This window comes from Cysteiniphilum sp. QT6929 (assembly GCF_030035755.1).
Lineage (GTDB): Bacteria > Pseudomonadota > Gammaproteobacteria > Francisellales > Francisellaceae > Caedibacter > Caedibacter litoralis.
The window spans coordinates 2,034,909-2,059,260 of the sequence record NZ_CP103983.1 but is presented as its reverse complement, the minus strand read 5'-3'; the positions used below and the strand labels follow the sequence as shown (position 1 = coordinate 2,059,260).

Below are 24,352 nucleotides of genomic sequence, written 5' to 3'. Positions count from 1 at the left end.
CCCTGTCATGCTAAAGAAATAAAATAAAAGTTAATATAGGTAAAAAAGGTAAAAACAAATATGACACAAGCACATACCGCAAAGGCGCTATTTACTACACCAAGCCTTATTGGGCAAAAAGTCACCGTTAAAGGCTGGCTCAGAAGCCGTCGTGATTCAAAAGCTGGACTTTCTTTTCTTGCCATTCACGATGGCTCATGCTTTGATCCCATTCAAGCAATTGCTGAAAGCACACTTACTAACTACCAATCAGAGATCTTAAGTCTAACTAAGGATTGCGCGCTTGAAGTAACGGGCACACTAGTCGCATCACAAGGTCAAGGTCAAAGTGTTGAAATCCAAGCAGATAAGGTGATTGTTCATGGCTGGATTGATAACCCTGAAACCTATCCGGTGTCACCAAAGCGCCATACCATGGAGCACTTAAGAGAGCATGCGCATTTACGTGTTCGTACTAATTTAATCGGTGCGGTTTCGCGTATGCGTCATACCTTAGCCAATGCCATTCATAACTTCTTTAATGATGAAGGTTTTTTCTGGGTTAATACGCCCATTTTAACATCAAATGACTGCGAAGGTGCTGGTGAGTTATTTCGTGTTTCAACATTGGATCAGTTGAACTTACCTAAAAACGATCAAGGCAAGGTTGATTACACCAAAGACTTTTTTGGTCGTGAGACATTCCTAACCGTTTCTGGACAATTAAATGTCGAAACCTATTGTATGGCATTATCCAAAGTCTATACCTTTGGTCCAACATTTCGTGCGGAAAACTCTAATACCTCACGTCATTTGGCTGAGTTTTGGATGGTTGAGCCTGAGTTTGCCTTTGCTGACCTTAATGATGATGCTGACTTGGCTGAAAAACTCTTAAAATCAGTCATTAAAACCATTATGCAAGAGCGCCAAGATGATCTAAAGTTCTTTGATCAGTTTATGGAAAAAGGCTTGATGGATAAATTAAATTCTGTTGTTAATAATGACTTTATCCGCGTTGAATATACTGATGCCATTGAGATCTTAAAAACTTGTGGCAAGACGTTTGACTACCCAGTTAAATGGGGATTGGATCTACAATCTGAACATGAGCGCTTTTTATGTGAAGAGCACTTCAAATCCCCAGTCGTCTTAATGAACTACCCAAAAGATATCAAAGCCTTTTATATGCGCTTAAATGATGATAATAAAACCGTTGCAGCGATGGATGTCTTGGTGCCTGGCATTGGTGAGATTATCGGTGGTAGTCAACGTGAAGAGCGTCTTGAGATACTTGATCAACGCATTGCTGAAACCGGTGTTGATGCTGAAGGCTTATACTGGTATCGTGATTTGCGCCGCTATGGCACCGTACCACATTGCGGCTTTGGTCTTGGTTTTGAGCGTCTATTGGGCTATATCACTGGTGTGTCAAACATTCGTGATGTGATCCCATTTCCGCGCACTCCGGGGAATGCAAAGTTTTAATTTACTTTAATTTCCCCTCACCCGCGCAGCTTAAGCTGCACGAGCGATCCCACAATCCCTTTATTGATTGCAATTTTGACATTATCAATTAAATTAGCCACGATAAATCTCTCGGCGGTGCCCAATACGCAAAACTAAAACGGTAATTTCTTGATCCTGTATATCACAAATTAAGCGATAATCGCCTATTCTAAAACGAATATGATTACCAAACGATTTACCAACAAGCGGCTTGCCCAGATCCCGAGGATCACTAGAGGGAATCAACCTCTCATCAATAAATTTAGCGATTCTTTTTTTAACTTGCGAATCCAATCCATTGAATTGTTTTTCTGCTTTCTTGTCAAAAACGACCCTCCACATTATAGGTTATTTCCCTTTTTTATCGACCCCCATGAGACAACAGAACTACGCCCAGCTTTAAGATCCTCTAATGCCTTTTCAGCTAGATAAATATCTTCTAAATCTTCAATTTTGGACTCAACAGCTTCACGAATATAGTAAGAGATTGTTCTACCAGTTTCTTTGGCTAGATAAGCCAATCTATCTTGTATTTCTGCATTAAATCTGACATTTGCCATCATGATCACCTCTAGTTTACGTAAGTCACTAAAAAGTATAGAACCATCAAAGACTTTTGGGAATATTACAATACAGTTTTTTTTGACCTCCTAGTCATTACCCCCTACAATCACAGGCAAAAATGCGAAAGCTAATGTTATAAAATTGAACAAGCAAAAAAAGCAAAAAAAGTCTTTATTTAAATCCACTTTCTTACTCAGTAATATCACACTGATCTCACGTATTTTGGGATTTATTCGCGATATGCTTTTTGCTAAATACTTTGGTGCCACGGCAACAATGGAGGCTTTTTTGGTTGCCTTTCGCGTACCTAATTTTATGCGCCGCTTATTTGTCGAAGGATCATTAACACAAGTCCTTGTGCCAAGCTTAAGCAAACAGTCCTCTCATAAACGTTTAAATTACTTATTCTCTACTTTACTCAACATTATTGCATTAACAAGCTTGCTGGTCTCATTAATAGGCATTATCTTTGCCAGCATTTGGGTGATGGTTTTCGCCCCTGGCTTTTATCATGATCAAACACAATTTGTCCTTGCCAAAGAGCTACTACAAATCATGTTCCCCTATGTGTTTTTCATTTCCATTTCCGCCCTTTTCTCGGCACTTTTGAACCGTTATGAGCATTTTAATATCCCTGCACTTATGCCTTGCATACTAAATGTCTGCATGATTGGATTTATTCTAAGTGCCTCTCACTTTAAAGCACCAATTTATGCTGTTGCTTGGAGTGTGTTTATCGCAGGATTCATTCAAAGTGTCATTCTATTTATATATGTACGACGATTAAGTGTTAAACTCACACTGAGTTTACGCAAACCCAGTTACCATTTAAAGCGCATATTAAAATCGCTATTACCCGGCATTCTTGGTGCCTCAGTTGTGCAAATCAGCTTATTGCTTGACACTATTTTTGCCTCATTTCTAGCCGTTGGCAGCTTATCATGGCTATATTATCCTGATCGCTTAAATCAGTTTCCTTTAGGAGTTTTTGGCATTGCCATTGCCACTGCCATCTTACCGAAGCTAAGCAATATCAAAACCTCAGCGCATGATTTTAGTCAAATCGTTAATTGGGGCATGAAATTGAGCCTTATTATCACCATTCCTGCAGCTTTTGCGATGAGCGTACTATCTGCACCGATTCTAATTACGCTATTCCAATATGGCAAATTTAGCGCCTTTGATGTCATTCAATCGCAACGTGCCTTGATCTGTTTTGCTATTGGACTAATTGCTTTTGTGCTTATCAAAGTATTTATCTCAGCACTCTATGCCAAAGGGCACACCAAAGAAGCATTAAAGATTGGTGTGATCTGCATTATCTGTAATATTCTAAGTAATATCCTATTAATCTTAATTCTTAAAACGCATCATTTAGGTTATCTAGCATTATCCATCTCAACAACGGTTACCGCAGCTATCAATGCATTGCTATTATATATAGCACTAAAACGTATCACCCATGTACACCTTGACCTTGCGACATTCACGCTTATTGTCAGAGCCATTATCGCGGCAAGTATTATGTTTTTAGTTTTGTATTATCTTAAACAGGATATAGGTTATTGGTTAGCACTTAGCTTTAAAACGCGTGTTTTACATTTGTCTATGATCATAGGTGTTGGCATCTTTAGTTACTTTGCTTGTTTATTCTTGGTAGGTGTGCGCTTGAAACATATTAAGCTTAGCGTATAGTCATTGCTGCCATTTTCGATTACAATCACGCCTTAGATTGATGACTTATATTAAGGAGAGGCTGTGAAAAAAAGTACCAGACTTTATCTCAAATCACTTATTCTAATGACTGCAGCATTTGCAATGCCGAGCTTTGCGATTACCACCTATACCGTTAAATCCGGTGATTCATTGTGGCGCATTGCAAGTAAACACAGTATCTCGGGCATTCCTAATAAAGATATGATCGCCGCAATCAAGGGGATTAATGCTAAAGAAAACCCCTCAATTAATGACAATGTTGTCAATGTTAATCAGAAGCTTTTAATTCCAAGCACTAAGTCTGAGCTTGAAGATGGTTTAAAGCTTTATAACCTAAGACATACGCAATACCTCACCCCCAAAGCGCCTGCACCTGCACCTACTCCAGTTCAGACTGCGCCAACGGTTGAAGCATCGAACACTGCAGCTGCACAAGCGAATGCAAATACCAATGCGCCAACTCTTGATAATCAACAAACCGCAATAGTATCTAGTGACAACACATCTAGCAATGCCAATAATAGCTCAATAGATAATACCAACGAAAACACGCAACAAGGTGTTGTGATTCCTGTGGCAAAGACAGACGATCAATCACAGGCGGCTAATAAGGCACAAACCACAGTCACTACCGAAACAAAAAGCGATGGTAGCAAGTGGTATATTATTCTATTAATTATCATTATTGCCCTGTTGATATGGCGCCGCCGCTATAAACGTAAGTCATCAAGGTCAACTGACGATAAACGCCAATTAAAAGAGCAGTTTTATGCTAAACAGCCTGAGGTCAAAGTTAATATTGACACGCCAGTTAACGCATCAAATGATAAAAAGACCACCAAGAAAAAATCCAAAGATGAACTTGTGAACCTCCTTAAGAAGGCGGATGAGCTAATTGAAACGCATGACATTGCTCAGGCTAAAGCCCTCTTACAAGAAGCGCTAAATAGCGATGCTAAGAATTTAAATATTCGCCTTAAGATCTTAGCAGTCTACGCTGCTGATGGTGATGAAATTTCATTTAATAGCGAACGCGATTACTTGGCATCTAATCTTTTACCTTATGATGATAATCGTTGGCAAGAAATCAATGCACTTTATAATAAATATTTTGGTATTAACTAATTGAAGTTACACGCTTTAGAAAAAACGATGATTTTATAAACACCCCGTCAGCCTACGGCTGCCACCCCTCTTGCAAAGAGGGGAATTAGGCAACGGTAATTTTATTCCCCTCTTTGCAAGAGGGGTGCCAAGCTTGCGAGGCGGGGTGTTGTAATAGAAAAAGCATGTAACTCTAATAATTAAGGATAACTAATGGACGAGAAACTACTACAACTAAATAAAAAGACTTCTAGTGGCAAACAAACCGTTGCCATTTTGGTGCTACTCATTATCGCCGGTGTCTTACTGTATATGGCTTTTATTTTCTTTGCTAAATTTCAGGCTTACAAGAAAATCTCAGAGAACTTAAAAGCTGAACTACAAAGTAATTATAATCAATACCTAGCACTTAATCACACCACAATGAATAACGTCATTCATATGCATAACTATAACTACGCACAAACGATTAAGGCACTTGGTGGTGTGTTTGGCAATATCCAATGCACGACAAAATATAGTTGTGAGATTAACGGTATTGTTTACCAATTTGATGTCAAAAACCAAGGCAATAGCGCGCGTATTGCAGGTTATCATGCTAATTTGTCTGATGATACGGCAAAAGCTGCGGATAATAGTTTTGTCACTGCCCAAACCTACTCACAGCGCTTTTAATGGTGAGAACTATCTAAGCTGAAGTACTTATGCAAACAGCATAAGGTATTGTTTGGATTCTCAGACAAGAAAGTCATACACTGACTTAATACGAGTATCCGAGAATGAATCCAGGTCGTCATATTCGGGCTTGACCCGAATATCCCTTATTGCCAACCAACTATGTTTTAACCACTTAGTTATTCACTTCTTAGTGCTTGCATAAGCTTTGCATTCAAGTACTGCGTATTTGAAAATAAATCAATATTTAAGCTTGCGCCTTCCGCACTGCCTGTACCGCTAGCTTCATACATGTCATTATTTTTTGACAGATTAAGCAGCAAATTTCCAACCGGTGCATTAAAAATACTAAATACCAAAGACGATGGGATATAAGTAATCACATTATTGCGGCAGGTTACCTTGAACTGCCCATCGGCATCTGGGCATACCAACCCATGTTTTTTTAGTTGAATGTCTATTACAGCTTCGTCATTAGTGCCCGAAATAGGGGTGCTTCTGACATTAAGATCATTACCGCTGTAATTACACGTAATCGGAAAGACAATGGTTTTTGTTGCCTTGATAATACTCCCACTATCATTCCAGATTCTTGCTTGGTTTAAAATTGCACTACAGTAATCCTCAGAATAGGCATAACTCATACATGCACATCCTAATATTACACTGATAAATAGTTTCTTTTTCATGATTCTTCCTTAATGATATTATCCATTGCTAGACGCATACATCCTATGCGCAATAAGCAAGATTACACCAGAATTTCATAAAATAAAATAAATTTACAAACTTAAATAATCCATTTCAACTGCAATCCAAGAAGATCGGCAGAGGACTGAACATAACCCTTCGTCGTTTGATAGGTGTCAGTAATATTTTGAGTGTTATCAATAGAAGCTCTTTGGACAAAGAAATGCGCATAACTTAAGGCAATAGAGAGTGATTTCAGCACTCGGTACTCAACCCCAGTTGCGAGTATAAACCTACTTTGATCCGGTATCTGTATATTTCTATATTGGTCATTCGTTGGTGTCACATCATATCCAACCCCTGCTTTTAACATCCACTTTGGTGTCAAATCATAGGTCGCACCAATCGCAAAATTCCACGTATTTGAGAAATCTTGCTGAATAATAACATCTTGAAAATTCTGCGTTCCAAAGGGTGTCACTACATTCTTAAGCGTTACGTTATTGACTGAATCCCATTGCGTATAAGAAGCTGAAGCCATTAAAGCCAAATCAGATGTCGCCTTAATGTAATAAGCCAAATCCCACCAAGCTGGCAAAACAATCTCCGTGCTAAAATTATCGCCAGATGTATATGGAGTTTGTGGATTTAAAACAACACCGGACGTATCACCAGACATCGTTGTTGAACCTTTTAAGTCAGCAGTCATCTTTGAATGATATGTCAAGCCAATCCTATTAGACTCATTAAAATTAACCAACACGCCCGTATGAAAACCAAACGTAAAAGCATCTCCCTTATTCTTTACATTGATATCTACAGGTTGAAAAGATTGATTAACGTAAGCAAAAGCATTATCAAATTCGCCTGTGACATAAGCAATATCCGCACCAATACCTAATGAGAGGTATTTATTTACCTTAAATGCTATTGCTGGCGTAATATCTATAACTTGAAGCTGTGTTTTAGTCCCTGAATACTTTAATGGTGAGGAATCACCATAATCAGTTTCCGCACCAAATGGTGCCACAACTCCAATACCAAATGCCCAACGATCAAATGGCAAGACATAATGTATATTTGGCACAGGTGTCAACCCTCCTCCATTAACGCCATTAACAGGTTCTGGATTGCCTGACGCCATTTGCCCTACATTTTGCTGAGTCCCAGTGAATCTTATATTTGTATTAACAAGCTCACCACCCACGCTGATTTGTTGCGATTTCAGGTTAACCATGCCCGCAGGATTATACCACTGTGTTGATGCATCGTTTGCCTGTGCTGCTGAACCAGCATGGTACGTACCAAGGCTTGCTGCATCCTGTTCAAAAATTTGATATGCACTAGCAAATGAGACATATGGGCTCAGCGCTACTAAAGACAGCGCTGTTACTTTATAAATAATATTTTTTAACATATTTAAAACCGCGGTTATCTGTGAAAGTAATTCTTATACCGATTAGCTTATTGATATGGTGACATCACTATGAAAAGCTGTCTGATCAGGTGATACCGTCACATTAAATCCAACACCTGATTTTACATTACTGACTTTACCCTCAGAAACTCCAGATAATGACACATCACCCTCACCCATTTCTGCTCCAGTCTTAGTGTATGTGAAAACACAGTGTCCAACCGTGCCGCCAGCTAAAAATCCAGCCTTAACCAAAAACCAAGCAACGTTTTGACCAACGATAGCATTCCTGTCTGCAAGCACTTTTCCCGCACTATCAGTACATTTAACTTTGACGGTTTGTGTATTGTACTCAGGGTTTGAGCTGCTTAATGTAAGTCCTGCAAATGCTGACGTTGAGCTTAGTAATACACCAGACAAAATTAGTCCCATAATCTTCTTCATTGATTTTTTCTCCATTATTTTTGATAAACTCCATCTTTCAAGAAAACTCCATCTCTCAAGACCTGCATATAATGAATCTCACAAAATCAATTGTCCACAATGTCATTACAATATTTCAAATAATCTACAAAATAAAACATACAGACTCTCGAAGTTGTTTTATTAACTACCTAGACTAGCCAACACCCCTGCTAAAAGCAAAATTTTTACAGACGAGAGCGAAGTGTTTTGAAAAATTAATTACTAAAATACACCCACGAAATTCAATGTCATAAACACTATAAAATAGCTTAATGTGTGTATATAATGCCGATGTCTTTTATCAAATAAAAAATAAGGAAAATACACATGGCTATTGAAAGAACACTTTCGATTATCAAACCTGATGCAGTTGCTAAAAATGTTATCGGTCAAATTTACTCGCGCTTTGAACAAGCAGGTCTTAAAGTAATTGCTGCTAAAATGAAGCAATTATCAGCGGCAGAAGCCGGTGAGTTCTATGCTGTACACAAGGCGCGTCCTTTCTACAATGACCTTGTAAAATTCATGAGCTCAGGTCCTGTGATGATTCAAGTCTTAGAAGGTGAAAATGCTATTCTTAAAAACCGTGAGTTAATGGGTGCAACAAACCCTAAAGAAGCTGCTGCTGGCACGATTCGTGCTGACTTTGCTGATAGTATTGATGCTAATGCCGTTCATGGCTCAGATGCTCAAGAAACAGCTGCTGTTGAGATCGCTTTCTTCTTCAGTGGTTTGGAAGTTTGCGCGCGTTAATTTTGCTTTAAAGGGGCGTATGCAATAGGCCTCTACTATTTCACATAACAAACCTAACATCAACATTCGCTCCCAAAGATGCGGCCGCTTTTCTTAGTATTTAAAACAACCCATAAATTGGTGAAATAAGCGTTACTAACAACGCAGGGAAAATACCAAGAAGTAGAATAAGTGCCGCATTGATGCTTAAGCCAAACAAGGTCACTTTATTGGCGTAAACTGGGGTTTGATTTTTCGGTAGATCAAAGTACATAGACTTGATCACACGTAGATAATAGTAACAAGCAATCACTGACATAATTAAGGCATAGATACCTAATCCTAAGTGTCCTGTATCAATCAAGCCCATAATCACAAATAGCTTAGCGGTGAATCCTGATAATGGCGGGATACCTGCCATTGAGAACATCACGATTAACATAATAAAAGCAATCCATGGATTACGACGGTTAAGCCCCGCAAAATCTGCCAAGTTCTCAACTTCATTACCGCGAACACTTAATACGATCAACACACCAAAGCCTGCTGCCGACATCAACACATAGATGATGACATAGAAAAGTGCTGTCGATACAGCAAAAGCCGCGGGGTTTAATATCAGCGCTAATAACACAAAACCAATATGCGAGATCGTTGAATAACCAAGCATACGTTTGACATTTTTCTGTGCCAATGCCAACAAATTACCAAAGAAGATTGACAAAACAGCGAGTACAGTGAGTACTTTACTCCATGCAAAAGCTTGCGCTGGCATGCCGATCATAAGGATATTAACAAGCATCGCAAAAGCTGCAACCTTGGGAACTGAGGCTAAAAATGCCGTTACTGCATTAGGTGATCCTTCATAAACATCCGGCACCCACATATGAAAAGGTACCGCACCCAATTTGAAAGTCGCTGTTGCAATCATCAATACCATGGCAATCAACACGATTTGTGAATGTGCCATTTCTGGATTGGCGAGATATTTACCAATTTCCGTTAAATCCAAGCTACCCGTGACACCATAGATAAATGACATGCCATACAACAGTAAACCTGAGGCAATTGCACCTAGTACAAAGTACTTAATTGCCGCTTCTGCGCCTGTGGCAAAACCGCGACGAATGGCTAAAAGTGCATACAATGGCAAAGATAACAGCTCTAAACCAATATAGATTGTCAACAAGCTATGCGCTGACGTTAGAACCAGCGCACCTAAAATAGACAAAAGGGATAAGACATAAAACTCACCCTGTGGCAGCTTTCTATCTTCAATATATTCTTTGCAATAGATAAAGACGAAAAATGCGACAAGTATGATGACTTCTTGCAAGATAAACGTCAGCTCAGTTGATAAAGTCTGTCCTTCAAAACCGACATGAATATGCGAGTTAAGTGATTTTAATAAAATCCACGCCGCAATAATCAAAAAGACTTGTGTCAGAATATAGGCAATATTTTTGACTTTCTTGCCAAAGAATAAATCCGCTAGCATCACAACCAATGCGGCAATGCCTAACGTAATTTCAGGAAGTATGGTGATAATATTTGCTAACATCATTTCTCTTTACCCTATCGTTACCGCATGCGCAGCTTGAATGATATGTGTCGAAGCTGCTGAAGAAAGTTGTAGAATTGGTTCTGGATAAACACCAAACCAAATAGTAGGAATCGCTAATAATACAAAGACAAAGATCTCAAGACCGCTGATGTCTTTTAAGTTAGCCACTTGGGTTGTGACCACCTTACCAAAGAACACACGCTTATACATCCACAGCGTATAGGCAGGCGCAATAACAAGTGTTAATCCAGCAAGCAATGCTACCCATGGTGAGTATTTAAATACCGCTAAGATAATCAAGAATTCACCGACAAAGCCACTGGTACCAGGGAGTCCGACATTTGCCAAACAAAACAACATAAAGAATGTCGCAAAGATTGGCATCGAGCGAGCAACCCCTTGGAAATCGGCAATATTTCGACTTTGCATACGTAAATATAGATAGCCGCAACCAATAAACATGCCCCCCGATGAAAAAGCATGAGCGATCATTTGAAAGACTGCACCTTGAATTGCTAGTTGCGCATCTGCCATACCTAATACTTGATCAGGATTGTTCTTCACCAATAAGAAGATAGAGAACATTGCCAACGTTACTAAGCCCATATGGGAAATTGATGAATAAGCGATAAGGCGTTTAAAATCAGTTTGCGCAATCGCAACAACACCAACATAAACAATGGCAATCAATGAAATAGCAATAAGTAACCAATCAAGGACTGCTGCAATACTCGGAATCAATGGCAATACAAAACGTAAGAAACCATAAGCACCCAACTTTAACATCAATGCAGCAAGGACAACCGAACCACCAGCAGGAGCTTCAGAATGCGCATCTGGCAGCCATGAATGAAATGGCCACATCGGAATCTTAACGGCAAATGCCAAAAAGAACGCACCAAACAACAACCATTGAGCCGTTAGCGTGATATTGACTAACTGTCCCATATCATTTGCTTGAGTTGCCCAGAAAATAAAGTTCTGAATAGAGAACGTACCACTGTCAACTAAGCTTGCACTTGGCAGGCTTGCCACTTGTTGTTGGATATATAAAAACGCAACCAATAAGAAAATAGAACCAGCAAAGGTATATAAGAAATATTTAATCGCGGCATAGGCTTTTTTCTTGCCACCCCAGATACCAATACCTAATGTGGTTGGAATTAATAGCGCTTCCCAGAAAACATAAAACAGCATCGTATCCTGCGCCATAAACACTGCATTGGTTAAACCTGTGGTAATCAGAAAAATCGCCATATATTGTCTTAAGCGCACTTTGATACTACGCCAAGCGGCAAGCACAATTACCACATTGGTGAAGCTTGTTAAGATAATAAATAGCACGGAGAATCCGTCAACGCCAAGATAGTAGTAAACCGCATCATTATTATTGAATAAACTAAACCAACGCACACGCTCAACAAATTGCATACTAGCACTGGTTGGATCAAACTCAAGGTATAAAGGAACACACAATAAAAGCGTTAATATGGCAACCGCTAGCGCCGTCCAGCGTGCCGCTTCTTTTTTGCCATCTGGCGATTTCGCTGCTAATACAATAAAGCCACCGATAATCGGCACCCAGATTAGCAGGCTTAATAAATAGTGAGTTATAAACATAGTATTAACTTTCCTTTAACCAAAGCCTTAGTTTACCCAAAAAATTAGCCATGCAATCAATGCTAAAACACCAATCAACATCACCAGTGCGTAGTCAAACAAAAACCCACGTTGCACACGTGTCATCTTCTTACCCGCAAAATAAATCAAATCCGCACTGCCTTGAACAGCAACTTTATCAATCATAAAGATATCGATGACAACCCATAGTACCTTACTTAGCAGCACAACGCCTTTGACAAACACAAGATCATACAAGCCATCGATAAAATATTTTTTGACAAGGATATAATGCAAAACACCAAATCCTGAACGCACATCGGCTAACGCCTTAGGAATGCTTGGCACCAATACGTAGAAGATATATGCCAAAATAAGTGCTGAAATTGCCAACCAGAATGCGGGCGTATGCACAGAATGCATTACGAAATCCCACGGCGTTTTAGTTGCTGCTTCTTCGGCTAACGTTGCGACAACCGTCATATTACCTAAAGCAGGTTCATAGTATTGCGCAATCGTATTGCCAAAGAAACCGTGTGCATTGGCAAGATTTGGTGTTAATGCTAGTTCAAAGAACAGCATCCCCGCAAACACTGATGGAATCGCCAATAAAATCAACGGAATCAAGATCGTTAATGGTGACTCTTTAACATGCGCCTTAGTATGCGCATCCATTCGTGTTGGACCATGAAATGTCATAAAGATCATTCTAAAAGTATAGAAAGAAGTAACAAACGCACAAGCCAATACTAGATAATAAGCAAACTCATGCCCTGGCAACGTTGTCGTTGCTGCCGCATCAATAATCAAGTCTTTTGAGAAGAAACCAGCAAACGGTGGAATTGCAGCTAATGCCCAACCCCCGATAATCATACAGATATAGGTCACTGGCATGTATTTTCTTAAACCACCCATCTTACGCATGTCTTGCTCGTGATGTAACGCGACAATCACCGAACCGGCTGCTAAGAATAACAATGCTTTAAACATCGCATGCGTCATCAAATGAAACATGCCAATCGAGAAACCTGAGGCGCCTTGCGCAACCATCATATAACCCAATTGTGACAAGGTACAGTAAGCGATAACGCGCTTAATATCCATTTGCACAATGGCAATGAGCCCCATAAACAAACAGGTAATCGCACCAGTGATCATCACAAAACTTAATGCTGTTGCCGAATGAACAAACATCGGTGATAAGCGCGCGATCATAAAGACGCCGGCAGTCACCATCGTTGCCGCGTGGATCAATGCTGAGATCGGTGTTGGACCCTCCATTGAGCCTTCTAACCAAGTATGTAGCGGGAATTGCGCTGATTTACCCATCGCCCCAATAAACAATAGCACACACATCAACGTGATCGGACTAAATTGCATACCTAAGAACGAAATCATTTGGCTGTTATCAAGGTTACTCACCGCTGTAAATACAGTGCTGTAATCGATTGAATTACAGTAATAAATGACTGCAGCAATCCCTAATAAGAATCCTAAATCACCGACACGGTTAATAATAAAAGCGCGTAAGCTTGCTTCATTGGCAGAGTCTTTATCAAAGTAATAACCGATTAAGAGATAAGAGAATAAACCCACCCCTTCCCAACCAAAGAAGAGTAATAAGAAATTATTAGCCATAACCAAACAAAGCATGGCAAAGGTGAAGCCCGAGATATAGGCAAAAAAGCGCGCGTAACCATCTTCGCCTTTCATATAACCAATTGAGTAGACATGCACCAAGGTGGAGACAAATGTCACGATCAGCATCATAAAGACAGATAGTTTATCGACAGTGAAGCTGACCGTCATGCCTAAAGATGGGAACAATGCCCAGTTGAAGTAGGTTACGGTATAAACCTCATTGTGCAAATAAACGCCTAATGCCAGAACAACACTCAAAATAAAGGATAAAAGTACCAAGCCAATCGTAATGCAGTTAACACCGGTTAATTGCACCTTTTTTGAAAAAAAGCCGGCAACGATTGCACCTAATGCTGGCGCCAAGATAATAATGGCAATAATAAAATCAATTCCCATCGCCTTAGCCCTTTAATGTGTTTAGTTGACCGACATCGATTGTTTTGCGCGTTCTAAATAGCACAACCACAATCGCCAAACCGATGGCAGCTTCAGCAGCAGCAACCGTTAGAATAAAGAAGACAAACACATCACCTGTGTTTTGTTTCAGCATGCTTGAGAAAGCAATAAAATTCGTATTGACTGCTAAGAGCATTAACTCTATCGACATCAATAAAATCAATAGATTACGACGGTTCATAATAATACCGGCAATGCTTAACGAAAATATAATCGCACTAAAAATCAAATAATGCGTAATGGGTACCGGAATACTAGTCATTCTTAGGTTCTCCCTGATCAGAATCATCTTGTGATTTTTCTTTATTTGCTATTTTTTCTCTTTCAGAAGCGCTTTTTTCTGCTTTCATCTTAACCATTGTCAAACGATCTTTCGCCTGTGTTTGAATTTGCAGACTTGGATTAATCGATTTGTTGCCTGGTTTTTTACCACGGAAAGTCAAGGTAATAGCAGATACCATCGCCGCTAATAAGACCATACCGGCAAGCTCAAACGCATAGAGATATTTATTTGAGAACATCTCGCGCCCTAGATTTTCAACCGTGCCTAAACCACCGGTCATTGTTCTATCAGCAAAGGTATGACTAACCACAATTGAAATAAGTACGGCCAAGCACGCACATAATAAGATCACGATCGGCCAGTAGAATACTAATTTCTTCTGTTTGATGACGATATCGATATCTAACATCATTACCACAAACAAGAACATCACCAAAACCGCGCCAACATAAACAACGATCAAAAGTAACGCCAGATACTCCTGCTGCATCGTAAGCCAAACGCCCGCCGCCGCAAAGAAAGTAAAGACTTTTGCAATAACTGCACGCACTGGGTTTTTTGCACTGATCACCAATAGCGCGCCTAGCACCGTTAGTGCAGCAAATACATAAAAGATAATATTTACACTCATCGATCCCTACCTAAATGCTCTGTCTGCTTCACGATCTTTCGCGATCTCATCTTCATACTTATCACCGACCGCCAAAAGCTTTGCTTTGGTCATGATATTTTCACCACGTTTTTCAAAGTGGTATTCAAACACACGTGTTTCAACAATCGAATCCACCGGACAAGACTCTTCACAAAAACCACAAAAGATACATTTGAATAAATCAATTTCATATTTTGTCGTACGTCTTGAACCGTCTTCACGAGGTTCTGCTTCAATAGTAATCGCCAAGGCTGGACAAACGGCTTCACATAATTTACACGCGATACAACGCTCTTCACCATTCTCATAGCGGCGAAGTGCATGCAGTCCACGAAAACGACCTGATTGCGGCGTTCTTTCATCCGGGTATTGCACAGTTACTTTTCGCGTGAAAAAGTGCTTACCCGTAATCTTAAGACCTTTTAACAATTCCCATAGCAAAAAGGTCTGACAATAGCGTTTAATTGCTTTAAACATCAATAAATCTCCTACCACCAAGGACCTAAGCCAAGTTTAACCATAAATGCAACCACAATAACCCATACTAAAGTTACTGGAATAAATATCTTCCAGCCCAATCGCATTAATTGGTCATAGCGATATCGTGGGAAAGTTGCACGAATCCATAAATACATAAACATGAAAATACCGGTTTTTAAGAATAACCAGATCATGCTAGGCACAAAGCTAAAGAACTGATCCAGTACAGGGATATTTTCAAATGGCGAAATCCAGCCACCTAAAAAGAAAACCGCAGTTAACAAGCTAATCAAAATCATATTGGCATATTCTGCTAAGAAGAATAACGCAAAGCGCGCACCGGAATACTCGACATGATGTCCGGCAATAATCTCAGACTCACCTTCGATCACATCAAATGGCGCACGTCCCGTCTCAGCAACGCCTGAAATAAAGTAAATAACAAACAAAGGAAATAGCGGGATAAAATACCAGTGCCAAATACCACCTTGTTGTGTTTCGACAATCGTGCTTAGATTAAGTGAACCCGCGGCGATCAACACACCTATGATGGCAAAACCCATTGCTAGCTCATATGAGACGACCTGAGCTGCCGCACGCAATGCACCAAACATTGCATATTTTGAGTTAGATGCCCAACCAGCAATAATCACACCATATACTGCAATTGAAGTCATTGCCAAAATATACAACACACCGGCATTGATATCCGCTAAGACGATACCCTTGCCAAATGGCACAACTGCCCATGCAGTATAAGCAGGGGCGAAAGCAAGCATCGGTGCGATAAAAAACAAATAGCGGTTTGATTTCGCTGGAATAATAATTTCTTTGAGTAACAACTTAACCGCGTCAACGATGGGTTGTAGTAAACCAAAAGAACCCACACGATTTGGACCAATACGGTCCTGCATGTAACCGATCACTTTACGCTCTGCATAGGTGTAATAAGCTACAACCAAAATCAAAGGGATAACGATTAATAAGACTTTTAGAACAATCCAGATAATATCTAAAATCATGCGTTTACCACCGTCTGTTTAATTGGCGTGATTGTAACATTGCCCCAAGCTTTGCCACAAGTCGGCATAAGCTGAAACGGCACGATTATCGTGTCTTTGGCTAATGTTCCATCAACGATAAGATCAATCTCGTACTCTTCGCCATCAAGCTTGACAATAACACGACCTGATGCGTTTATCTCATGCGCTGCGGCATACTTAGCTGATACACGTAGGCTTTGCGCATAATAAGTATCTTTCGTTGCTTGCAATGGTTTAGCACGTCTTAATAACGCATTTGTACAATACATCGATATAGATGGCGTGACATGATAGCCCTCAGTCAATGCTGTTAAGCCTTTTTTAAATAATCCATCAACATCGACTTTTAACTCAGCTTGTTCATGTGTTGTGAACTCCTGATAAACCTCATCAACTGTCTGGTAATCAAAACCATCTAAACTTAATAGGTTTGCTAATACACGCAATACTTTCCACAAAGGTTTACTGTCTTCATATGGTTGGATAACCGCTTTAAAATGCTGTGTTTGTCCAGCGATATTAATAAAGGAGCCATCTTCTTCAAAATGTGTAGTAATCGGCAATATGATATCCGCATATTCAAACATCTCAGCAGTTGCATAGCTTGTAAATGCTGCCACGATATCAATCTCTTGTAGCTTTTGTAAGGCTTCTTGACCTAGCACTGAATCAAACTCAGGTTCAAGTGAAAAGGTTAATAATAATTTGGTTTTATTACTCAATATCGCTTGTGTGTTCATGCCTTGTTGTAAGTTTTCATTAGCACCTGGCAGATACTCACTCGCTGCTCCTGCAAGTAACGCACCCTTGGCATTAGCACCGAAACTAAGTACACCACCTTTGGCAGAGAGTAAGGTTTTAAGCTCAGTAAACAATGCGTAAATTTCAGCAAAATCTTCATTCAAGATCGCATCAAAACCTAAAATCATTACCGGGTTTTCAGAAGATACCAACGCTGTTGCCAAAGCTTCAATTTCAGGCAAAATTTCTAGTGTTTCAATAGTCTTATTAACTATCTCTGATGATATTGGTTGTGAGCTTTTTTGCGCTACGGCTTTCACTAAATTCGCCAGCGCATAAACCATCTCATTGGCTTCAACTTGTGTCGTCTGAACGGCATAATTGAAGTCATATTCTTGGCTATTAAGCGCCAAAACCCTCGCGCCATTTTTCACTGCCTTATGCACGCGGTGATTAATTAATGGGACTTCTTTTCGTAAATAGCTACCAATAAGTAATGCAATATCGGCATTTTCAATCTCAGCTAATTCACAATCAAACCCGATACCGGTGTGTAATGTTAAGGCGTGTGCTGCTTGCATTAAGCGCGTATCAATGTTGTTTGAGCCAACTTGACGCATCAGTTTTTGGATAAGGTATAAACTCTCTGTTGTTAATGAATCTGAGGCAAGACTCGATATAGCATTAACACCGTCTTGCGCTTTGGTCTGCTCGATGGCTACTTTGACAAAATCTAATGCTTCCTCCCACGATACATCAACCCAAGCACCTGCTTTTTTGATCATCGGTTGTGTAACACGATCTTCGGCATAAACACCTGTATAAGCAAAACGATCCTTATCGGCAATCCACGTTTCATTTATACTTTCGTTTTCTTTTGGCACAACACGCATTAGCTGATTGCGACGCGTGTGCGCGTAGATATTGGCACCAACGCAATCAGCGCCTGAAATCGTTGCATATTGTTGCAACTCCCAAGCACGTGCGTGGAATCTAAACGGTTTGGACGTTAACGCACCCACTGGGCATAAATCAATAATATTACCGGATAGCTCTGAATTGACAGTTTTAGCAACATAAGTACCGATTTGCGTGTGATCTCCTCTGCCCATCGCACCAAGCTCTTTATCACCGCTAATTTCCTCACCAAAACGCACACAACGCGTACATTGAATACAACGCGTCATATCAGTTGCCACTAATGGTCCTAAGGTTGGGTCATCAAATACGCGCTTAGTTTCATTATATTTAGAAACATCACTGCCATAACCCATAGCGACATCCTGCAGCTCACATTCACCACCTTGATCACAAATAGGACAATCAAGCGGATGGTTAATCAGTAAAAACTCCATGACTTTCTTTTGATAAGAAAGTGTCGTTGGCGATTTTGTAAAAACCTTCATGCCATCCATAATCGGTGTCGCGCACGCTGGAGATGGCTTTCTTGCCCCTTCAACTTCGACAAGACACATTCTACAGTTGGCTGCTATCGAGAGCTTCTTGTGATAACAAAAGCGCGGAATATAAATACCATGCCTATCAGCGATTTGAATAATCATCTCGCCGGGCTTCGCCGCATATGGCTGACCATTGATCTCGATATTAAGTTGTTTTGTTGCTTCTTTTTCTGACACGGGAGTCACCCTTCATCAATTACGTTTATTTTTAACCCTACGCTTAAATCAGCAATAGGGTTTCACTATTTATTAAGCACCGACAATACTGCGCTTATGTTCAATCATATATTCAAATTCATGTCTGAATTTCTTAATATAGCTTTGTACTGGCCACGCCGCAGCGTCACCTAAACCACAAATGGTATTGCCTTCAATATTTGAGGCGACACGTGCTAAATTATCAATATCTTCTGGCTTACCTTCACCATGCAAAATACGCTCTAAGGTTCTTGCTAACCAACCAGTTCCTTCGCGACACGGCGTGCATTGTCCACAGGACTCTTCATAATAAAACTCTGCTAAGCGCGCTAGTAACTCAACCATACACGTATCTTCATCAAGTACGACAACAGCACCTGAGCCTAACATTGAGCCTGCTTGACCAATAGCTTCATAGTCCATGGTTAAAGATAGCATCTCATCACCAGTTAGGATCTTACATGAGCTGCCACCTGGAATCACTGCTTTGATTTTTTTATTCTCACGCACGCCACCTGCCATCGCTAGCAAGTCTTTAAATGGCGTGCCAAGACCAATCTCAAACACACCAGGAGTATTAACATGCCCTGAAACACAAAAAAGTTTAGTACCACCACTTTTCTCTGTGCCCATTTTCTGAAACCACTCACCACCATGCTCTAAAATCGGCGGTACTGAGGCATAGGTCTCAGTATTATTAATATTGGTTGGACAACCATATAGGCCTTTATTGGCTGGAAACGGTGGTTTAAATCGCGGTTGACCTTTACGCCCTTCAAGCGAATTTAATAATGCCGTTTCTTCACCACAGATATAAGCACCCGCGCCAATTGAACAATATAAATTAAAATCAACACCTGAACTACGCAGATTAAAGCCGATCAAACCCATGGCACGGGCTTCATTTAAGGCAGCCTCAAAACGTGCAATCGGCTCATAAAACTCGCCACGGATATAGTTATAACCAACTGTTGCACCGGTGACATAACCAGCAATTGCCATGCCTTCGATTAATTGATGTGGATTATTGCGTAAAATCTCACGATCTTTGCAAGTACCTGGTTCACCTTCATCGGAATTACATACAACATACTTCTGCCCTGGCAAGTTGCGCGGCATGAAGCTCCACTTAAGACCTGTAGGGAAGCCCGCACCACCACGACCACGTAGACCTGATTTTTTAAGCTCTTCAATAATAACTTCAGGTGGAATCTTCTCATCAAGAATTCTTTTCCAATAAGAGTAGCCCCCGATTGACTCGTAAGACTTCAATGACCACGGTCGCTCAAGGTGCAGGGTTCTAAAACACACTTCATTCGCCATCTGCTACTCCAAAGAATCAATAATTTGATCGACTTTTGCAATGGTTAAGTTTTCATAAAAAACCTTATCCACTTCCAACATTGGCGCACCACAGCATGCACCCTGACACTCAACAGACTTTAACGTAATTCTACCATCAGCCGTTGTTTGCCCTGCTTTAATATCAAGCTTATTTTCAAGATGCGTCATGATTTTCTTGGCACCATTTAACATACACGAAAGATTAGTACATACATTTAGCTTATGCCTGCCTACTTTTTTAAGATCATACATGCTGTAGAAAGTTGCCACTTCATAGACTGAAGCTGCTGGCACATCCAAATAAAGTGCTAATTTATCCATTAATTCTTCAGTTAAATAGCCGTTGTTATAGTCTTGCAAAACATGCAAGCCTGGGATGATGACAGAGCGCTTTTGATTAGCAGGATAGCGCTTTTCCCAATTTTCTAGCAACTCAGTGACTTGAGGTGAAAAGATTTCTTTTTTATCTAACTTATTCTCTAACATAGACAAACCTTACTTATCTATCTACATCGCCAAACACAATATCTTGTGTCGCAATAATTGCCGGAGCATCGGATAACATATGCCCGCTTAACATTTCATTCATCGCACTTAAATGGGTAAAGCCTGGCGCTCTAATCTTTAGACGATACGGTTTATTGGCACCATCTGATACCAAGTAAATTCCAAATTCACCCTTTGGATGCTCTGTTCCCACATATACTTCACCTTCAGGCACACAATAGCCCTCAGAAAATAGCTTAAAGTGATGAATCAAGGCTTCCATACTGTTTTTCATCTCATCGCGCTTAGGCGGAGTCACTTTGTGATTTGGCGCCATAATAGGACCTTCGTTGTGACGTAACCACTCAACGCATTGACGGATGATTTTATTGGATTCGCGCATTTCTGCCATACGTACCAAATAGCGATCATAGCAATCACCATGGCTACCAACAGGAATATCAAAATCAAGTTCGCTATAGACATCATACGGTTGTTTTTTGCGAAGATCCCAAGCAACGCCTGAGCCTCTTAACATTGGACCACCAAAGCCTAATGCCTTAGCACGCTCTGGCGTTACCACACCAATACCAACGGTACGCTGCTTCCAGATACGGTTATTGGTTAACAGGTTTTCATACTCATCAACACATTTTGGAAAACGCTCAGTAAAGTCCCAAATAAAATCAAGCAGTGAACCTTGGCGATTTTTGTTAATGGCTTTTAATTTACGCTTTGATGTGAAACGAGATTTTTCATATTTTGGCATCGTCAATGGTAGATCGCGCGCAACACCACCTGGACGGAAATAAGTTGCATGCATTCGCGCCCCTGAAACCGCTTCATAGCAATCAAACAGATCTTCACGCTCACGAAACGCGTAAAGAAACATCGTCATTGCACCTAAGTCCAAACTATTAGCTGCTGTCCATAATAAGTGATTCAAAATACGCGTAATTTCAGCAAACATCACACGGATGTATTGCGCACGTTTTGGCACTTCAATCTCAAGCAACTTTTCAATCGCCAAGACATAAGCATGCTCATTACACATCATCGATACGTAATCTAAGCGATCCATATAACCAATGCTTTGGTTATATGGTTTGGATTCAGCCAATTTCTCAGTACCGCGATGCAAAAGCCCAATATGCGGATCAGCACGAACAACGACCTCACCATCAAGTTCTAACACCAAGCGCAATACCCCATGAGCCGCCGGATGCACCGGACCAAAATTCATTGTATAGTTTTTAAATTCTGCCATAGCATTCTCAATTACTGTTCATCTAAGTAACGGTTATCTTGACGAATAACCTTAGGCGCATTCACACGCGGATCAATTTCTACTGGTTCGTAAACCACACGTTTTTGCGTTTCATCATAACGCATCTCAACATAACCACTTTGCGGGAAATCTTTTCTAAACGGATGCCCTACGAAGCCATAATCAGTCAATATTCGGCGTAAATCAGGGTGCCCTGTAAAAATAAAACCAAACATATCAAAAGCTTCACGCTCGCTCCAGTTTGCCGCAGGCCAAATATCAACAACGCTTGGCAACATCAGATCAAATTCATCTAAATAAACCTTAACACGCAAACGAATATTAAGCGCCAAACTCATTAAGTGATAAACCACCGCAAAGCGTTTCTTACCCTTATTGGGTTCTTTATGCAATAACTCACCTTGCACAACACCGCGCGAAAAGCCACTACTCGTGGCACTTTGCGTTTTCCACTGATCTTCACCAAAGTTTAAGTAGTCAACGCCACTAATATCAACAAGTTGTTCAAACTTAAATACTTTTTTTAAGCGGATCATCACTTTAATGAGATTATCTTTGGCAATTTCAACGGTAAGCTCACCGTGTTGAAAAGATGTTGAGATAAACTGACTGTTAAAGTCATTTTTTAAATCATCGATAAATTCTTGCGTTAACGACATCGTCATTTCCTCGCAATTGTATTAGTACGTTTGATTTTATTCTGAAGCTGAATAATGCCATAGATAAGCGCTTCAGCCGTTGGTGGGCAACCAGGCACATAAATATCCACTGGCATAATGCGATCGCAACCCCTAACTACGGAATAAGAATAATGATAATAGCCGCCACCGTTAGCACATGACCCCATGGAAATCACCCATTTTGGATCAGGCATCTGATCATAGACTTTACGCAAAGCAGGTGCCATCTTATTACACAAAGTGCCGGCAACAATCAAGACATCTGATTGACGTGGGCTCGGGCGAAATACAATACCAAAACGATCAAGGTCATAACGCGCAGCCCCTGCATGCATCATTTCAACCGCACAACAGGCAAGACCAAAGGTTACCGGCCACAAAGATCCTGTACGCACCCAATTTACTAAAGAATCAGCGCTGGCAGTGATAAAGCCTTTATTATTGTTAATGCCTTCTTCTACTCCCATTCTAGCGCCCCTTTCTTCCACTCATAGATAAATCCAATTAGTAAGATGAACAAGAATATCATCATCGCAATGAAAGCTGCCCATGAAATACCACCTGCACCGCTATCGCGTACCAGCACACCCCAAGGAATCATAAAAGCAACTTCAAGATCAAAAACCAAAAATAAAATAGCAACCAAATAAAAACGCACATCGAACTTGATGCGCGCATCTTCAAATTCAGCAAATCCGCACTCAAATGGTGCGTTTTTTTCAGGGTTCGGGTTATGCACCCCAACAATAATTGATAGCATTTTGCCGCCAATCGCCATTGCTGATGCGATAGCAATCGCCACAATGAGAAAAATCAAAATCGGCAAAAACTCATGATATACACTATACTGCAACATGCCTATATCCTCGTTTTTGGTGCCAAAGGCGGGACTCGAACCCGCACGAGCTGTGCTCACCACCCCCTCAAGATGGCGTGTCTACCAATTCCACCACTTTGGCAAAATAAACTTAACCTTACTAAAACAGTCTTTGACAAATCGCTATAAGCCCATAAGCATCATAGCTTTAACAATCAAAAACTCTACTCTAGCTATTTAGTTGACGCGGGTACCGCTTCTTTTTCTTTAGTTGTTGCATTCTTCACATCCAATGCCTGCTCTGACTTGTCATCAGCGTTTTCAGCATTTGATGTTGTCGCTGTTGGAGTTTTTAGAAGATTGCTCACTGGAAGTGTTACTGCACCTTTGTTTTCTTTTGCATCAGTTGCTTTAGCCTGATCAATCAAAGCCTGCTGAGCTGCTTGCTGCTTTTGGTAATCAGCTTGCGACACACCGCTTGATGCTTGAGCCTCGGCACCCTTGTTTGCATTTTGCTTGCCAATATAGCTTAAACCTATGCTTGTGACAAAAAAAACAGCGACTAAAAAAGCTGTAAACTTAAACATAAATGGCGCCGCTCCTCGGCTACCAAATACGGTTTGAGATGCGCCTGACCCAAATGAGGCGCCCATGTTTGCTCCTTTGCCTTGTTGCAACAATATTAATCCAACAATCAATACCGCAACAATAATATGTACAGTGATAACTAACGCTAACATCTACTCGTTTT

At 40.4% G+C, this 24,352-nt stretch carries 25 protein-coding genes and 1 tRNA gene; 5 read left to right on the top strand and 21 right to left on the bottom strand.

Features of this window, described 5'->3' with window-relative positions; genetic code table 11:
• Positions 1-60 precede the first annotated feature (60 nt).
• A complete protein-coding gene (gene asnS / locus NYP54_RS08965; RefSeq protein ID WP_283156215.1) occupies positions 61-1,464 on the top strand; it encodes an asparagine--tRNA ligase in 1,404 nt (467 codons plus the stop codon).
• A 93-nt stretch (positions 1,465-1,557) separates the two neighbouring features.
• Here the strand turns inward: asnS and NYP54_RS08960 are convergent, their stop codons facing one another.
• On the bottom strand, positions 1,558-1,827 hold the full coding sequence (locus NYP54_RS08960) for a type II toxin-antitoxin system RelE/ParE family toxin (RefSeq protein WP_283156214.1): 270 nt from the start codon (positions 1,825-1,827) through the stop codon (positions 1,558-1,560).
• Positions 1,827-2,045, bottom strand: coding sequence for a DUF6290 family protein (locus NYP54_RS08955; RefSeq protein WP_283156213.1), 219 nt, complete (start codon positions 2,043-2,045; stop codon positions 1,827-1,829). The genes NYP54_RS08960 and NYP54_RS08955 overlap by 1 nt, the downstream gene beginning before the upstream one ends.
• A gap of 145 nt (positions 2,046-2,190) precedes the next feature.
• Between NYP54_RS08955 and murJ the strand changes: the two genes are divergently transcribed.
• The 3 genes from murJ to NYP54_RS08940 all read left to right on the top strand — a co-directional run bounded on the left by murJ (position 2,191) and on the right by NYP54_RS08940 (position 5,544).
• Complete coding sequence (gene murJ / locus NYP54_RS08950; RefSeq protein WP_283156212.1) at positions 2,191-3,744, top strand: murein biosynthesis integral membrane protein MurJ; 1,554 nt, start codon at positions 2,191-2,193, stop codon at positions 3,742-3,744.
• A gap of 63 nt (positions 3,745-3,807) precedes the next feature.
• Positions 3,808-4,890: a LysM domain-containing protein gene (locus NYP54_RS08945; protein WP_283156211.1), complete on the top strand. Its 1,083-nt coding sequence runs from the start codon at positions 3,808-3,810 to the stop codon at positions 4,888-4,890.
• Between the two features lie 192 nt (positions 4,891-5,082).
• Complete coding sequence (locus tag NYP54_RS08940) at positions 5,083-5,544, top strand: hypothetical protein (protein WP_283156210.1); 462 nt, start codon at positions 5,083-5,085, stop codon at positions 5,542-5,544.
• Positions 5,545-5,723: 179 nt separating this feature from the next.
• Here NYP54_RS08940 and NYP54_RS08935 read toward each other — a convergent pair whose 3' ends face one another.
• The 3 genes from NYP54_RS08935 to NYP54_RS08925 form a co-directional block, all read right to left on the bottom strand.
• Positions 5,724-6,233, bottom strand: a complete 510-nt coding sequence (locus NYP54_RS08935) for a hypothetical protein (protein WP_283156209.1) — start codon at positions 6,231-6,233, stop codon at positions 5,724-5,726.
• Positions 6,234-6,334: 101 nt separating this feature from the next.
• Entirely contained in the window at positions 6,335-7,651 is a 1,317-nt protein-coding gene (locus NYP54_RS08930) for an outer membrane protein transport protein (RefSeq protein ID WP_283156208.1), read from the bottom strand.
• 42 nt (positions 7,652-7,693) lie between these two features.
• The gene (locus NYP54_RS08925) at positions 7,694-8,095 is read right to left on the bottom strand and encodes a hypothetical protein (protein WP_283156207.1); all 402 of its coding nucleotides are present in this window, start codon (positions 8,093-8,095) and stop codon (positions 7,694-7,696) included.
• A 348-nt stretch (positions 8,096-8,443) separates the two neighbouring features.
• Between NYP54_RS08925 and ndk the strand changes: the two genes are divergently transcribed.
• Positions 8,444-8,869: a nucleoside-diphosphate kinase gene (gene ndk / locus NYP54_RS08920; RefSeq protein ID WP_283156206.1), complete on the top strand. Its 426-nt coding sequence runs from the start codon at positions 8,444-8,446 to the stop codon at positions 8,867-8,869.
• A 100-nt stretch (positions 8,870-8,969) separates the two neighbouring features.
• Here ndk and nuoN read toward each other — a convergent pair whose 3' ends face one another.
• The 16 genes from nuoN to secG form a co-directional block, all read right to left on the bottom strand.
• Positions 8,970-10,412 carry an NADH-quinone oxidoreductase subunit NuoN gene (gene nuoN, locus NYP54_RS08915; RefSeq protein ID WP_283156205.1) on the bottom strand — a complete coding sequence of 481 codons (1,443 nt, stop codon included), beginning with the start codon at positions 10,410-10,412 and terminating at the stop codon, positions 8,970-8,972.
• Between the two features lie 6 nt (positions 10,413-10,418).
• Positions 10,419-12,032, bottom strand: coding sequence for an NADH-quinone oxidoreductase subunit M (locus NYP54_RS08910; protein WP_283156204.1), 1,614 nt, complete (start codon positions 12,030-12,032; stop codon positions 10,419-10,421).
• A gap of 27 nt (positions 12,033-12,059) precedes the next feature.
• A complete protein-coding gene (nuoL, locus tag NYP54_RS08905; RefSeq protein ID WP_283156203.1) occupies positions 12,060-14,069 on the bottom strand; it encodes an NADH-quinone oxidoreductase subunit L in 2,010 nt (669 codons plus the stop codon).
• A 4-nt stretch (positions 14,070-14,073) separates the two neighbouring features.
• Positions 14,074-14,391 carry an NADH-quinone oxidoreductase subunit NuoK gene (gene nuoK, locus NYP54_RS08900; protein ID WP_117002257.1) on the bottom strand — a complete coding sequence of 106 codons (318 nt, stop codon included), beginning with the start codon at positions 14,389-14,391 and terminating at the stop codon, positions 14,074-14,076.
• Complete coding sequence (locus tag NYP54_RS08895) at positions 14,384-15,043, bottom strand: NADH-quinone oxidoreductase subunit J (protein WP_117002258.1); 660 nt, start codon at positions 15,041-15,043, stop codon at positions 14,384-14,386. The genes nuoK and NYP54_RS08895 overlap by 8 nt, the downstream gene beginning before the upstream one ends.
• A 6-nt stretch (positions 15,044-15,049) precedes the next feature.
• Positions 15,050-15,541: an NADH-quinone oxidoreductase subunit NuoI gene (gene nuoI, locus NYP54_RS08890; RefSeq protein ID WP_283156202.1), complete on the bottom strand. Its 492-nt coding sequence runs from the start codon at positions 15,539-15,541 to the stop codon at positions 15,050-15,052.
• 11 nt (positions 15,542-15,552) lie between these two features.
• Positions 15,553-16,566 (bottom strand): NADH-quinone oxidoreductase subunit NuoH, encoded by a 1,014-nt coding sequence (nuoH, locus tag NYP54_RS08885; protein ID WP_283156201.1) that lies wholly within the window; start codon positions 16,564-16,566, stop codon positions 15,553-15,555.
• Entirely contained in the window at positions 16,563-18,965 is a 2,403-nt protein-coding gene (gene nuoG, locus NYP54_RS08880) for an NADH-quinone oxidoreductase subunit NuoG (protein ID WP_283156200.1), read from the bottom strand. Before nuoG ends, nuoH begins: the two co-directional genes overlap by 4 nt.
• A gap of 72 nt (positions 18,966-19,037) precedes the next feature.
• Positions 19,038-20,309 (bottom strand): NADH-quinone oxidoreductase subunit NuoF, encoded by a 1,272-nt coding sequence (gene nuoF / locus NYP54_RS08875; protein ID WP_117002262.1) that lies wholly within the window; start codon positions 20,307-20,309, stop codon positions 19,038-19,040.
• A gap of 3 nt (positions 20,310-20,312) precedes the next feature.
• Complete coding sequence (gene nuoE, locus NYP54_RS08870; protein ID WP_151192842.1) at positions 20,313-20,816, bottom strand: NADH-quinone oxidoreductase subunit NuoE; 504 nt, start codon at positions 20,814-20,816, stop codon at positions 20,313-20,315.
• 13 nt (positions 20,817-20,829) lie between these two features.
• The gene (locus NYP54_RS08865; RefSeq protein ID WP_151192843.1) at positions 20,830-22,083 is read right to left on the bottom strand and encodes an NADH-quinone oxidoreductase subunit D; all 1,254 of its coding nucleotides are present in this window, start codon (positions 22,081-22,083) and stop codon (positions 20,830-20,832) included.
• An 11-nt stretch (positions 22,084-22,094) separates the two neighbouring features.
• Positions 22,095-22,763, bottom strand: coding sequence for an NADH-quinone oxidoreductase subunit C (locus NYP54_RS08860; RefSeq protein ID WP_283156199.1), 669 nt, complete (start codon positions 22,761-22,763; stop codon positions 22,095-22,097).
• A gap of 2 nt (positions 22,764-22,765) precedes the next feature.
• Entirely contained in the window at positions 22,766-23,251 is a 486-nt protein-coding gene (locus tag NYP54_RS08855; RefSeq protein WP_117002266.1) for an NADH-quinone oxidoreductase subunit B, read from the bottom strand.
• On the bottom strand, positions 23,242-23,637 hold the full coding sequence (gene ndhC / locus NYP54_RS08850; protein WP_170137198.1) for an NADH-quinone oxidoreductase subunit A: 396 nt from the start codon (positions 23,635-23,637) through the stop codon (positions 23,242-23,244). The genes NYP54_RS08855 and ndhC overlap by 10 nt, the downstream gene beginning before the upstream one ends.
• Before the next feature lie 20 nt (positions 23,638-23,657).
• A tRNA-Leu gene (locus tag NYP54_RS08845) sits at positions 23,658-23,743 on the bottom strand.
• 91 nt (positions 23,744-23,834) lie between these two features.
• Positions 23,835-24,341, bottom strand: a complete 507-nt coding sequence (gene secG / locus NYP54_RS08840; protein WP_283156198.1) for a preprotein translocase subunit SecG — start codon at positions 24,339-24,341, stop codon at positions 23,835-23,837.
• Positions 24,342-24,352 lie beyond the last annotated feature (11 nt).

Bases quoted from the DNA above. Each gene is read 5' to 3' on its own strand.
- nuoK (WP_117002257.1), bottom strand. From the start codon at position 14,391: ATGACTAGTATTCCGGTACCCATTACGCATTATTTGATTTTTAGTGCG.
- NYP54_RS08960 (WP_283156214.1), bottom strand. From the start codon at position 1,827: ATGTGGAGGGTCGTTTTTGACAAGAAAGCAGAAAAACAATTCAATGGA.
- NYP54_RS08865 (WP_151192843.1), bottom strand. From the start codon at position 22,083: ATGGCAGAATTTAAAAACTATACAATGAATTTTGGTCCGGTGCATCCG.
- secG (WP_283156198.1), bottom strand. From the start codon at position 24,341: ATGTTAGCGTTAGTTATCACTGTACATATTATTGTTGCGGTATTGATT.
- nuoI (WP_283156202.1), bottom strand. From the start codon at position 15,541: ATGTTTAAAGCAATTAAACGCTATTGTCAGACCTTTTTGCTATGGGAA.
- NYP54_RS08935 (WP_283156209.1), bottom strand. From the start codon at position 6,233: ATGAAAAAGAAACTATTTATCAGTGTAATATTAGGATGTGCATGTATG.
- NYP54_RS08930 (WP_283156208.1), bottom strand. From the start codon at position 7,651: ATGTTAAAAAATATTATTTATAAAGTAACAGCGCTGTCTTTAGTAGCG.
- NYP54_RS08955 (WP_283156213.1), bottom strand. From the start codon at position 2,045: ATGGCAAATGTCAGATTTAATGCAGAAATACAAGATAGATTGGCTTAT.
- asnS (WP_283156215.1), top strand. From the start codon at position 61: ATGACACAAGCACATACCGCAAAGGCGCTATTTACTACACCAAGCCTT.
- NYP54_RS08925 (WP_283156207.1), bottom strand. From the start codon at position 8,095: ATGAAGAAGATTATGGGACTAATTTTGTCTGGTGTATTACTAAGCTCA.
- NYP54_RS08860 (WP_283156199.1), bottom strand. From the start codon at position 22,763: ATGTCGTTAACGCAAGAATTTATCGATGATTTAAAAAATGACTTTAAC.
- nuoN (WP_283156205.1), bottom strand. From the start codon at position 10,412: ATGATGTTAGCAAATATTATCACCATACTTCCTGAAATTACGTTAGGC.
- nuoH (WP_283156201.1), bottom strand. From the start codon at position 16,566: ATGATTTTAGATATTATCTGGATTGTTCTAAAAGTCTTATTAATCGTT.
- nuoF (WP_117002262.1), bottom strand. From the start codon at position 20,309: ATGGCGAATGAAGTGTGTTTTAGAACCCTGCACCTTGAGCGACCGTGG.
- ndk (WP_283156206.1), top strand. From the start codon at position 8,444: ATGGCTATTGAAAGAACACTTTCGATTATCAAACCTGATGCAGTTGCT.
- NYP54_RS08910 (WP_283156204.1), bottom strand. From the start codon at position 12,032: ATGTTTATAACTCACTATTTATTAAGCCTGCTAATCTGGGTGCCGATT.
- nuoE (WP_151192842.1), bottom strand. From the start codon at position 20,816: ATGTTAGAGAATAAGTTAGATAAAAAAGAAATCTTTTCACCTCAAGTC.
- NYP54_RS08895 (WP_117002258.1), bottom strand. From the start codon at position 15,043: ATGAGTGTAAATATTATCTTTTATGTATTTGCTGCACTAACGGTGCTA.
- NYP54_RS08855 (WP_117002266.1), bottom strand. From the start codon at position 23,251: ATGGGAGTAGAAGAAGGCATTAACAATAATAAAGGCTTTATCACTGCC.
- nuoL (WP_283156203.1), bottom strand. From the start codon at position 14,069: ATGGGAATTGATTTTATTATTGCCATTATTATCTTGGCGCCAGCATTA.
- NYP54_RS08940 (WP_283156210.1), top strand. From the start codon at position 5,083: ATGGACGAGAAACTACTACAACTAAATAAAAAGACTTCTAGTGGCAAA.